This is a genomic window from Parabacteroides sp. ASF519 (genome assembly GCF_000364265.2).
In the GTDB taxonomy this organism is placed as follows: Bacteria; Bacteroidota; Bacteroidia; order Bacteroidales; family Tannerellaceae; genus Parabacteroides; species Parabacteroides goldsteinii.
Map to the genome: position 1 here is coordinate 6,468,400 of NZ_AQFV02000006.1, position 13,996 is coordinate 6,482,395.

Sequence of the window (13,996 nt, forward strand, 5' to 3'; positions counted from 1 at the left end):
ACTTACCGACATCATCGGCTCAACAGATACACTTTCTGCGAATACTGTTTACCATCGATTATCAATGTAACAATATAAGAGCCTTCAGACAATGGGAAACGAGTGATGGAACGTACCTCCCGATTGCTGTAAATAGTACGGCCACTGAAATCACAAATATTTACTGTTCCTGCTGCATGATCCGGATCAACTACCACTGCACCATTTTCCGTATAGATCTGATACTTGGATGCTTCAATAGATTCATTAGCAACAGGGCTATGGAAAGTGACAACAATAAGCGAATCGGCCTTTACATCTGTAAAAATGTAGCTGGTTGGCGTACCAATACTCTTCAGCTCCTTCTCCGTACCGACCTGTACATCCTCGATCGTACGGTTTTTGTTCGGATGAGCAATGAAGATATGATTGCTACCTTCTGTCACGCGCACCTTAGTCGGAGTCACATAACCGATCCTTTCATTGATCACCTTGGAAGTCAATGTATATACCGGAACATTGATATTGGAGAATACGGCCTCTACGGTTGTATGTGCATAAATATTCCTCAACTGATAAGAAGTAACGGCACCTACACTATTACCATTCACACGGACGTCGACAATCTGCTGTCCGTAGCCCGGCTCTATCTTGAATGTGATGCTTTCTCCTCTGTTGGCACCAGTCGTACCAGGAGTTACGCTACCCAGGCCGGTCGTACGAACCAATATAGTATAGTCTTTATTTTGTTCGCCTAATCCGCCACCGTTACCGGGCCAATTGTCAGGCCAGTTATCGGGCCAGTTATCAGGCCAGTTGTCGGGCCAATTGTCGGGCCAGTTGTCAGGCAAATTCGGGTTATCAGGCAGATCCGGATTGTCAGGATTATCGGGATTATCCGGATCTGTCGGTTCTTCGCCTGTGAAACGGAAGTTCGCATGAATATCTGTATCAACTTTCAATTCACGAACAATTACATACTTGTTGTTGACCAGGTCTTTTAATACATCTTCCGTGTTAACTGTCAGGCTTGCCAACTCAAAATAATCAGCGGGATAAGCAAAGATACGAACTTTTGTACCGGTAGGAACTTTTGTACCGGAAGGAATCACCTGGAAGTGATTATCTCCCTCTTCTTCATACACAACAACCAGCGTACCACCTAACGGTTTATTGTAAGACACCGATACGAAATCAGGTATATTCTCTTTACTTGCTGTTATTGTCAATTCCAGATCAGTCACAGAGTTAATATTAACCTCATCTTTCGGAGTAAATTTAAACTTAACCTTGTTCTCTCCTTCTTTGATAACCGTTGCAGGCTCTACCCATTCAAACGTACCGGCGATCGTACCCAAGCCTTCAACCGTAGCCGTACCACTCAACTTTAAATCCTTCAATTCCAAACCGGGATAAGCACCTGTTATCTCATCCGCTACAACTGTCGGAGTAGCTTTCGTTATTTTAAATGCCATCGGTTCAGATGTGTATGCCTGATACTTGCTATCTGCCGGACGAGATACAACTAATGTATATTCACCTACATTGATCGGTTGAACGATCTTATTATTCTTCGTATAATTGAAAATCCAATTGCTATACACCTTTGCCTGCAAGATTCTGAAGGAATTGGCATACAACTGTCCGTTGTAAACCAATTCCTTCGGGGCTTCAAACGTCGGACTTAATGATTCCAAATCGCCTTTTTCTCCGAAATGTCCCTCAACTACCAGGTCTACATCAAACGTTTCAGGCGTATAATCCTGTTTATTAATCTGCTCGTCTCCGATCAGATACTTTACAAAAGCACAACCTTCGCCGGGGAAGGCACGGAACGTAGGCTTTTGGCCTTCATAAAACTCAACCTCTGCTTTATTTGATAAGGTAGCAGTTGCCATTAACAGGTTTCCATTGTAAATGCGTACTTCATCGTCATCGGCCGGATTGTACGTATTGATTACGGAAACCGTTACTGTACGCATTTTGTCCTTCAAATCACCTTCTTTTAATTCGATCGGCAAAGTGATTGGTGCTATTTCTTTGTAGTTCTCTACTTTTGTAGGAGTGAAAACCACCTCGTAAATACCACTTTCAGCAATTGTCAGTACATTGCCGTTGATGGCAGTCCCCTGACCTTCACCCCAAGCGAATGAACCTTCAACTTTTACTTCTTTACCATCAACCAACATATAGACGTGATAATCGCCCGCATTCAGTGTCGCTGTTTGAGCGTCTGCATTCAGAGTGAAACCGGTTTTGCCTTCATTCAATTTGAAGAAAACTTCCGCCTTTTCGATGGTTAAACCACCAGGCAGCGTACAATTCACTGCTGCCAAATCCACATCGGCCGAACGTGTGATGATCACGTCATATATTCCTGCATCAGTAGGTTTATTAACTGGTGTACCGTCTAATGTATAAGAGATTGTTGCACCTTCCAACGCATTCTCCGGACTCGTCGTCAACGTAAACGCCTGCGGCTCGCCATTATAAACGAACGCTTGTTTCGGATTCAGAATCTTGATGTCCGGAGCATTGCCATCCGGATTCTCCGGATCAGGACCTACTGTAGGAGATTTTTTGAAAGTAACCAAGATTTCTACATTGTCGTTCAAGATAAATGACTTTTGTTCTGTAATATCGATCGGAGTACCTTCCGATTTGCGAGTGATATATAAAATAGGGTTCGTGTAACCTTCAGCAGGTGTTGCTTCGATAATAACCTGTGAATTGGCTACATATTCTCCGGTTTGTACTTCTTGACCATCGATCATGACTTTCAGCGTTCCACCAGGCACTTCAGCCCAAGTGATGCTGTACTTTTCTTCTTCCGGAACTTCTATCGGTGTCAGTGTAAACGTGTTGCTTCCATGTGCCTGGATAGAGACAGGAACCGTTTGGTATTCTGCACCGTTTCCTTTCAGAATGATAGGATAGGCAGCCTGGTCGGCTTCCAACCAGCAGCAAAGAGTTTTATCATCGACTTTTGAATAAATAACCTCCTCCTTATTGCGTATAGGAGCTGTAGCATCCGTGTAAGCACCCAAGTCTATCAACACACGGTAATAAGACTTGCCACCGGAAATAATCTTCACATTATCTGCCAAGGTAACATCTGTACCGGCTACAAAATTCGCCAGTTTGGTTACGGTGAATGCGCCTTTCAGCGTTCCTTTCTTGACAGTCAGTTTTCCAGTCGTGTTAAAACCAGCTTTCTCTTCACCTGTCAGTGTCAGGTTATTCAGGTTGAGAGTCGTAGCATTTGCTGTTACCGCTTCTTTTTGGGTGAGGCTGATTTGCAAGTCTACTTGCGCATTGGCTGGTGCAGCCCCGAAAGCTTCTTTCAACGTTTTATAGTCCGTATTCCCGACTTTTGCCACCGGAGCAACACCGGGCCCTTCTTCTTCGCCCGGGTCCACCAATTCTTGTGCCCAACCACATACCGGCATCCATAGAAACGCCAGTAAGATATATAGTATGTTCAATTTTACTTTCATGTTCTTTTATATTAAGTTATAAATGATTTACCAAACGATTACTTTTTGGTTATTCACGACATGGATACCTGCACCCACTTCAAACGAAGAATTGCCGGCAGGTATTTCGCCACTGAACTTCACAACGCCTGCCATATCGCAAATCACTACCTGCATCGGTTGTTCGGCAGTCAGCAGGATACGTCCCTTTTCGGCACGTACCAGCAAACTTTCTTCCGGAACAATGATCTCTTCGTTGTCTGTCGCTACGGAAGAACGCAGGCTGAAGTTGGCCACCTTGGCTGTTGTCGCTGCATCGGCCAGCAAGTAACCGCTGAACGGGGCGATCGGAGTCGTCAAATCGTCTACACGTTTGAATGTATCGCCTGCATCGTTCAACTGATAGAACGGTTTGTCGAGCGTAACATCATTCAGTGTACCATTGGCATACGCTACAAAGCCGCTGACCGGATTCGGGTTCAGCACCTTGTCGCGACGCAACATCTGGTTCGAACCGGAGACGAAGGTGATCTCTTTAGTCGCAAGACTAGCCGGTACTTTCATCACATACACTTTGTTGGCAGTCATTTCGCTATCGGTCACATCGGTTGTCGAACCGTCTGCCTGGATGCTTTGTAACCAAAAGTGGCCCGAAGTTCCCGGGTTGGATGCCGGGCTGAGGGATACGACTTTATCGTCAATCACTGTAGTCACATCAGTTGCCGTGTAAGGCAAGGCGATCATTGACCATGCGTTATCTTTAAATGTACGTATGTAGCGGATACCGTCGGTAGCGGTAATCTTTGTTCCAGTGTCGGTTACTACCTTCGCACCTTCGTGGATGGTCAGGCGGTGGATATTCTTTTTACCGCTAGAAACATTCCAAACAGCATTGCTATTCAATACGATGTTGCAATCTTCATAATCATCATTCCATGTAGCATCTGCAGTATTCAACGTTACTACCGGATACGCTTTCACCTTCGTCTGATGATTGGCCAGACCGGCGGGGATTGTGTATTCATGGTCGTTACCAAGTTTTTTATCCGTATCCCGTTCCGGAGTTTCTGTCCAAACGCATTGAGTAGTACCATTCTTATCAACAAGCAAGCGGTAGACAGTTTTGATGGCATCTATAGATTGTTGCAGAATCACTCCACCGATCAATACACTTTCATTGACTGCAACATCACCATTCAAAGTGATTACGCCTGTCAGGGTGCTGCCCTTTCCACCGCTAATAGTTAACTTATTATTATTTACATCGAAACCGCCTTGTGTGAAGCTCAGATTATACTTGTCCAGGTTGATCGCGTAGTTATTTGTGATCTCGAACGTGGCTTGCGACTGGATATTTGTCAAAAGTTGGATATCTCCCCCGCCATCGTTGGCAGCCTTTATCGCATCAGAGAACTTCCGATAATATGTATTACCTACTTTTGCCACATTCTCTACCTTCACCAGTGCAAGATAGTTGTCGAAATGGCTGGTGATAGCCAATTCACCACCGGGGACGGTCAGAGCTCCGTTTTTATCTATTTCGTTGCCATTCAATGGATAGACAAGTAATTCTTGCGGTATTTGAGAAGCGTAAGGCCATAGGCAAGCAACATCGAGAATTTTATCCCCGTCTGTCACCTGATTTTCTACCTTAAAGTCTCTCTGCAAACCGTTGTAGAAGTACCGGTATGTTTTGCCATGCTCCAACCCTGTCACCAGTGTACGATATACGGTCTTGTGATCCTGGTTCGTTACATGAATGTTCGTCATGTGAACTGTCCGGCTGATATAAACATTCGGAGTTATGGAAATTTCCCCTTCGATGGATGAATGCTTATCTGTTGCTACGTCATTCGTTATCATCAGGAAGGCATTCTCATTCGTATTTGTATCAAAATTCACCTTGCTGCAAACCAGGTTATAGCCATTCAGTTTGAGTGTAACTTTTTTACCCGGCACTACGCAGTTTGCGTTCGACTCGGTGTGCGGCATAAGTAACTCGATGGTATATTGTTGCGCAGGATTAGGTTCTGCTTCCACTGTTTCTATCGCTGCAAATGCACGTGCCAAGCTACGGAATGTACCAATCTCTGAGCCAGCATTAGATCCTTCGCCTCTGAACACCCTTACGGCAATCGGGGCCTTGTTCTCATCGTTCTCTTCGATTTTCGGATGCGCGATGGTTTTAGAACTGTTGGCGCTGAAGAAAGAGACAGAAGTTCCGTCGTAATTAGTCGGCAGCCACAAATGCACTTCACCGTTCTTATCGGAGGTCAGCGGTACGCGGACGGTTGCGCCTTCCTCGGCATTGGGATCCATATCCTTATATTCTACTGTATAAGGCGTATAGCCGTCGAGGGTACTGAAGGTGAGGCGGTACAATGCCTTATTATTATCATTTTCGTCTACAAAACGGGTACCATTAGCATCAAACTTCGCCCGTACGCTACCATCTTTATAAACAGCCTTGACATTGGATATGGTATTCATCGCAACACTGCTGTTATCTGTAATATAAGAAAGCAATGCGCCACCATTCATAGTTAATGTAGACTTGTCTTTGCCCGCTCCTTTTATCGTGAAGAAACGCAACGCATTTGCCTGTGCCGGGGTTTCATCGAGACGGTCGATCGTCAGATTAGAGTTTTCTGCAATCTCTATATTCCCGAAACTGTTGATACCGGACATGATGACATTGGCGGTGCCACTGGCAACCAGCTTGGTTGCAATCTTTTTATCATCTTTACCTTTACCATCAATAGATTCCCATAATTCATTGCGATAGATGTCTTTCACCATCACATAGGTTCCATCTTCTACAGTAAGAGTATAACTTTCATTATAACTGGGTTCTTTCGATACATACGTAGTAACTACCACCGGAGTAGATGTGTCTTTGCCAAGGTTAACATTGCCGTCATCATCAGAACCGGCGTATTTGTAACCGTTCGCATACAAGATTCCATCTTTGGTAACCTTGATACTACCGCTATTGAGGTTAAACAAGGGTTTGAGGGCAACGTTATCCTTATTGGTACTGTTGTTGATCTGGGCAAATACTTTGTTTCTTTCTCCCTGTACCAGATAAGTATTATTGTCGTTGGGTAACCAGAGACAATATTTGGTTTCATCGACTTTGGTTTTAGTTTCGACCTCCTTCGCGGCATAAACCGTTCTATCGTCAATGGTGTAATGGATAGCGGATGGCATTTCTGTCATTGGGATTTCCTGTGAAGGAGAAAGAACCTCCGTGCTTACCGTTACCCTTGTACCCACCACTTTCGGGGTAACAGGCGTACCGCCAACGTGTGGGTTACCGGGGTTGGCCATTGTCGTATAAACGCAACCCTCGAGATCTTTGTCCGCTGCAGTCTCCCTGCCGGCAACGCGGTAGTTACCAATGATTTTTCCCTGACCTGCTGTTATAATAAGTGTACCATATTTTGTGGAGATCAGCGGGTATCTGCCGTCATCAGCCACCTGACCACCGATATCCAATGTGTAGTCTTTCAGGTCAAGCGTGAAAGATTCTCCCTTCTGAATATTGGTGCCAATCGCATTTCCTCCGTTTCGAGCGGTATAGTTGCCTTCTAAACGAATGGTTTCGCCGTTTTTTACTGCTTCGAAGGCTTCTGACAATGTTTCATAAGCTGTGTTTTCAATGTAAATTGTAGGAGGAGCCAATGTGATTGTTTGTGCATGTGTGGTACCAACTGCCCTTTGCATTGAGTATTGTTTTGCATTAGCAGTATTTTTCAGTTGGAATTTAATATCAGGATGACTACCTACCGGTAACCACATCAAGATTTGATTTCCAGCCAAATCGATTACAGAAGGATACCCTGCTTTATTACCTACAACCTCAATAGCATCAGCTGCGGAAGCTGCCTCCAAGTCTGTATCTACATAACTGATTTGGCAAAAATATACCGACTCTTCGCTGCTATCTGATTTCTTGAACTTGATAACATCGTTTTCTATAAAACATCTGCTGCTACCTGTGCCCAAACGTACATCACCATTTACAAGAACTTTGTTTCCCGCAGGAATCGTAATGTTATTCAATGTCAGCGTATGATTGTTTTCGGTATTCAGCGTAAGGCCTTCTTTTGTGGTGTTCAGAGTTTTGTAATTTTGTGTGCCAGCCAAGGTAATATCTCCGGCAGAAGCAGACAAAGTTCCTCCATGAGAGTATGTACCTACATTCAATGTAAAGTCACCTTGGGTTTGTCCATCCAATTGTCCGACATAGCTTCCTCCTGCCTGAGCTACTCCCACGTTTACTGTAGACGGAATTGCAGCTGCGGCGTTTTCAGAATGAATCGGGAAGGGGTAGGCTACGTTTTCGGTTTGGGTTGCCAATTCACCGTAATAGTCTTTCAAACCATCACCTACCAATAACTTAAAAGATGTTCCGCTTTGTGGAGCGTAAAACGTTTGTTCTCCTATTTTAGCTTGGTAAAAAGTTCCGACGGAATTTGTAAATGTTTTTAGATCGGCATTCAAATTTCCTCCGTTTACAGTAATGCTTTGTTTGCTAGCAAGGAGAGTTACAGCAGCATCACCGACAGAGGCGAAGTTTGTAATCGTCCAATTAGTTGCATTCGGCACTTGTGAAGTTTTGTAGCTATTTGAATAAGTAAAATACGCTCCGTTTGATAAGGTGATTTTTGAATCTGTAGAGGTGAAGAATGCTTCGGCACTTTCTCGTGTAGCAGGGCCTTGAACTGAAACCGCACGAAATGAAACAGAACCATTGATGCTCAAATCAGTAACATATTCATGTAAATCAACCCCTGGAAAAGGTTCCGTACCGAATAGATTCAATCCATTTTCTACATTCGCTGTCAAAGTCAATGCAGCCAAACTCTGATTACCATCTGGATCCCAATATTTAATAGTAAGTTTTCGTGCATCTGTAGATCCAGAGCTACCAAGTTCCAAAGCTGGATGTCCATTATTACTATTATCCGCAGTTAAAGCATTACTCCCTGCCACATAAATCGTAACACCATCAGCTTGAATATGTAACTGTCCACTTTCTACATCTTTTAAGTAAACAGAACCATTGGGAGTATCAAATGTTCTATATCCAATTGATCCTGTATAAGGGTTAGTTTCAGTACCATCACCGGCAGCCATCGCCCCCACCGGCACCATCATCAGCAATGCCATCAGGAAGCTCCAAAGGGTTATCAACTTACGGGGACTTCTTTTTTTCCCCACATCTTTAATAGTTGTGCTTCCGGCAGATACGTCCGGAGCATACGATTTGTAGAAAAGTTTCATATTAATACGTGTTTATAATTAAATTCTTTGTCGATTAAGATTACCCGCCACTTTTGCCTGTGCATCGTAGGCAAGGCGCGCCTATGGTGTACAGGCAGGAGCGCCTACGATGTGCAGGCAAAGGTGCCTAAGGTTCGTAAGCACGGCGGGCAGACGATCTATTCAATTTCGGGTCGGTCACTACCACCGCTGCCGCTACCCGGCTTTTCACCCACATACACCAGGCGGCTGACAGAACGGGGTTCTTTCAGCAGACGTCTGGTGCTTCCGGAAAATTGGGTGGTAAGCGTCAGTTCGTATTCACCATCTTTCAATCCGGAGGGAACGATAAAGATCAATTCCGAAGGTTTGTTAGTACCGAACAGGTCAGTGGAGACCTGCGTGATGCTGTCGTCGGCCAAACTGCGCAGGGAGATGCCCACCTTCTCGTTGTCGCCCTCCACGCGGATATACGATCCGGTGATGCGGAAGTTGCGGCCGGGGGTCATGTGGCCGTCTTTCATATCGTTACTACAATCTTTCACGCCGGTGAAATAGATTACATCGGGGCGTACGCCCAGGATTTCAACCTTTGTGTTTCTGATTTCTTCGCGTAGCACACGGTTTTGTGTGAAATCAACGTAGATATTATTTTTTTCGGGGTTCCATATACCGTCTTCAATAATTCCGGTAGCACGAGGGGTTGCATAAAACAGGCCGGTGTTTACATTGTTACCATTTGCCAGGAAACGGGCAATGATACGGTTATAAAGTGTAACCGAGTGAACCAGTGTTTCTTTACGAAGACCGGTGTCTTCGCTGATCATCTCTTTGACGATGTCGTCTTCAGTAACTGTTCCTGCTGATTTCAGCACTAAAATCTGATCGTCCGGATCTTCCGTCAAGGTATTTGGGGCTAGCCATCCTTGTAATTTGTTTTCCATACTTCTAAATTTTATATCAAAATGTAATATATTGTGGTTTTAGAGTAGCTTAATGACAGGAGGCAGAATGACTAAAAAAAACGGTCGTTTTTTTTAGTCATTGTTTACTTCTCACGAAAGATTCTGTTGGTTCTTGTATATTGATTGATAATCAATTGTTAATTTAAAATAATTGGAGTCGGTTTATGTCGGTAAAGAGGAGAGAAAAACAGACTAAAAAAAACGACCGTTTTTTTTAGTCAATACAATTCATTATCACTTGATTTCTATAACTTACCTATACTTCCACAAAAGTATATATTAATTGTAAGTAACAGGACGGGGAGTTTGTTAACAATATTAAATATTACATAACGAAGGGGAAGAGTATAATACTGAATCTCACAAAATAAAAGAGTTTTTTCAGGTAACAGAAGGTAGGGAATATAGTTAAATTTTATCAGATTTAAATGTTTGTTTATAATATCCGGTAGTAACTTTTTTCCTCTAGAGAGAGGTATTAATTACTACCGGATAAAACTGATTATCCGCAAGAATCAGCGTAAACAACTATATTACATTACATTATATCCTGACACAACCACTTTAGGCGCATTACCTCTGGTATCTTCGTCTTTCCAGCGGAAGCTGATTTCTTTCTTTTCACCCGGAAGCAGAGCGAAGTAGTTGTCGGAATAGAACATCGGAAGGAACTGCTCTCCATCCTTGTCACCTACTACATTTACACGGATCATCAAGGCCGGTGTTGAAGTAGTATTCTCGATAACGACTGTACCGTTCCAGTTTCCATCAGTACCCTTGTTTGTCGTGACATCGGACTTCAATGCTACTTTCGGGAGATTACGCAGATCCTGGTAGTTGTTTTCTTCCAGGCTTCTGTGATAGAAGTTCTCGGAAATAACCTTTCCGTTTTCAGCCAAGACCATCTTGATAAAGTGAACCTTTGACAGGTTATCCGGGAATTCCAGCTGAATACATTTGTTGGTCGTATCTTCATTGCTGTCAATAGCAACTTCTTTCTCCCAGGCTACAGAAGCATCCATATTCAGCACCTGTGCCTTAGCTGTCAAGCCCTTACGATTGCCACCACTGTAATTTACAACTTCTACTTCATCGGTTACCGGGTTCCATTGGATATGCAATGGCTCGGAAGCCTTCTTGATAGCGAAATAGGCGGCTGTCGGTTCGAAGTAATAATCATAAGTCTGCCATACCATAGAAGGCCAGCAGGAATGACTCATCCACATCAGCAAACCTTTACGGTTCTGGCTGCGGGATTCGAACAAACTGCGGTGACCGTCATAGTTCACCCATTGTGCCAGTTCGGAAAACTCTTTGGCGCTACGGGGTTCGCCGTATCCTTTCGCAATAATCTCGTTGAAAGAAGTAGCACCCTGTGCACCTTCGCGGGTATAGTCGTGCATACCCCACTGATTATCCTGCGGCCAGATACCTTCCGGAGAGAAGGTACGGAGCATACTTTCGTAAGTCAGCACATTCGGCATACCGCGTTCGCTATGGAACTTGTCGTTACCGGTCTTCAATGTGAAGTATTCCTTTGCAGGAAGCATACGGTACGGACCGTGACCGCTTACTACATCATCAGCCGAACTGGATATATAATGTATATCCGAATGATCCTCTTTGATGATCCGGCGCAACGCCTTGTCGATCTGTTCGGGAGGGAAACCTTCGTTACGACCGCAATAGATACCGATGGAAGCATGGTTACGGATGCGCTTCACATAATCTTCCGCATTGGCAATAAACATTTCGGGATAGTAAGGATCAGGACCGTCAGCCGGATTCGCCAGCCAGAAGTCTTGCCAAACCACGATACCGTGGCGGTCACAGGCTTCATACAGTTCTTCATCACCAATCATACCCACCCAGTTACGCATGATTGTAAAGTTCATATCGGCATGGTAAGCCACAGCGATATCATATTCACGTGCACGGTAATTCAGGTTGGATTCACTGAATCCCCAGTTACCGCCCCGGCCAACAAAACGACGGCCGTTGATAAAGAGACTCAAAATCTGATTATCCTCATTGAAGGTCATCTGGCGGATACCGACTTTAAAGTCTTTGGCATCCGATACCTTATCATCTATCTTAAATGTGAAGCTGGCATCATACAAGTTAGGTTCTCCATAGCCTTTAGGCCACCAGAGACGCGGATTCTGAACATTCAACTGAGCGAAATCCTTTGCATCGAAGACAACCGCTTTCTCTTCGCCCGCTGCCAGTTCCACCGGCTGTTGGAATGTGATATCACCGATCTTGCCTTCCAGCATACCTTTTACCGCATTTGCATCATGGTTCTTCACGATCACTTCCGCCGTCAGTTTAGCAGAAGTCGTATCAGGCAACGGCAGAACCGATTTAACAAGCGGGTCAGCTACCGTCACTTTTCCGGTCGTTGTCAGGAAGACATCATTCCAGATACCGATATTACGGCCACGCATCGTCGGAATCCAGTCCCAGCCGATCGTTGCATGGAATGTCGGGTTATCAGCCCCCAGGATACCGCCGTTGAAGTCCGTGCTCTGTGCATTCTTCTCTTTGATAGCACCGATATGCTGGTTCTTGATGATCTCCACGGCTACCACATTCTTACCCGGAACGATCAGGTCCGTTACATCGAACTTGCCACGCATAAAGGCGCCTTCGATGCGGCCTGCCTGTTTACCATTTACATATACATTCGCCTTCCAGTTGATACCGTCGAAGTTCAGGAACACACGATCCTGTTTAAAGTCGGCCGGCACCTCAAACTCGTCACGATACCAGAAATCGGAATTGAAGAACGACTCGGATATCTGCAACTGATTATCGGCATAGTTAGGATCGGCAATGGCACCGATATTCTTGTAACTGCTCAAGACAGTTCCCGGCACCGTGGCAACAACCCAGTTTTCAGGCTGGAAGCCGGGAGTCGAAATTTCTTCTCCCGTAGCCGTTATTTCCGAAGCACGCTGAAGTTTCCAGTTGCCGCCGGACAAATAGATTTCGTCTTTCAATGCAGCAGGTGCAGCCACAGGCTGCGGAACCAAACCGCCTTTACCCATCACTTCTAGTTCGCTCAGGATATAACGGCTGTCGTTGGCCGGCTGTTGCATCAGGATACGCACATAACGCGCATTCTTCTTACCGTTCAGCGAGATTTCATCGACCAATTCCTCCCCACCGGGAAGTTCAGCGACATCCGTCCACTGTTCAGCATTATCGGACACCTGTACTTTACCTTTTACGGCTTTGTTTATCCAGCGTAAAACGACTTTGTCGAATTCAGACTGGCTGCCCAGGTCTACATACAACCATTCTTCTCCCGTAGTGGCACTCATCCAGGCACTATTGAAGAATTGGGAAGGTTTCATTTCCACCATTCCGCCTTTATTATAGAAATCAGCAGCCGTAAACACCCAGCTATAGGCACCGGCCATCTTCAATAGAACACGGTAATTGGAGTAATTCGCCTCTTTATCGAATGTTATGGTTTCATTCAGTTTACGGACCGGCATGGAAATCTGTTCGGTCTGCTTGTTCGGGTCGGTTACCGGCATACGGTAACGTACAGCGTCGCCCGGCAATCCTTTGCCGCTCAGTTTGCCGACCTCGGTCCAGTTCTGTCCGTCATTGGAACCCTGGCAGATAATTTCGTAACCGTCTTTTGCCAACTGGTCGTCATAAATAAGAGTACCTGTCAGCACCAGCTTGTCGGCTTGTTTGCTGTAATTCTTTAGCGCGAACTGGAAATAAGTATCCGCCCCTTCAAATGTATTCCGGGAATACGGACCTTCGTCGATCATCCATTCGCGTTCACGCCGGGGAGCTTCGCCCGCCGGAGTCGATAGTATTAAATACTGCGGTTGCTGGTCGGTCACAATACCGTCTGTCACTAACTGCGCCGTCAGGTTATAGTCATGACTGGAGGAGTTGAAAGCCGAACGCAGAAGGGCTATATTGCGATAATTTGACTTATCCGGAGCCAACTCAGGAGAGAAATCCTCCTTCGGGTTACCGGGGTATTGCCCTATACCACGCGTATAGTAGTCCGAACGTTCGAACGATTCGGTTGTCGCCCCTGCACCACTACAACCCCAAAGCAACAACGAAGTCGCTGCTGCTCCACAGAGCGTAAGGATACGGGGAACTTTTTGCTGTTTACACATTTTCATACGATGAAAGTCTATTTGATTTGTATTTTTTGCATAGGCAAATATACATTAAAAAACAGTGATTTTTTATGCAAATAGGAAAAGGTTAGATATAAAAAAGGTATATAATCGGTATTTAACAAGGGAACAACAGGCGGAGAAACAAACT

4 protein-coding genes are annotated in these 13,996 nt (G+C 44.9%); all 4 read right to left on the minus strand.

The features are described from left to right. Nucleotides 1–11 precede the first annotated feature (11 nt). Nucleotides 12–3,476, minus strand: a complete 3,465-nt coding sequence (locus C825_RS26070; RefSeq protein ID WP_010800723.1) for an MBG domain-containing protein — start codon at nucleotides 3,474–3,476, stop codon at nucleotides 12–14. A 27-nt stretch (nucleotides 3,477–3,503) separates the two neighbouring features. Next, complete coding sequence (locus tag C825_RS26075) at nucleotides 3,504–8,744, minus strand: autotransporter outer membrane beta-barrel domain-containing protein (protein WP_010800724.1); 5,241 nt, start codon at nucleotides 8,742–8,744, stop codon at nucleotides 3,504–3,506. Nucleotides 8,745–8,902: 158 nt separating this feature from the next. Beyond that, nucleotides 8,903–9,667 (minus strand): DNA-binding domain-containing protein, encoded by a 765-nt coding sequence (locus C825_RS26080; RefSeq protein ID WP_010800725.1) that lies wholly within the window; start codon nucleotides 9,665–9,667, stop codon nucleotides 8,903–8,905. A gap of 554 nt (nucleotides 9,668–10,221) precedes the next feature. After that, nucleotides 10,222–13,848 (minus strand): glycosyl hydrolase 2 galactose-binding domain-containing protein, encoded by a 3,627-nt coding sequence (locus tag C825_RS26085; protein WP_010800726.1) that lies wholly within the window; start codon nucleotides 13,846–13,848, stop codon nucleotides 10,222–10,224. Nucleotides 13,849–13,996 lie beyond the last annotated feature (148 nt).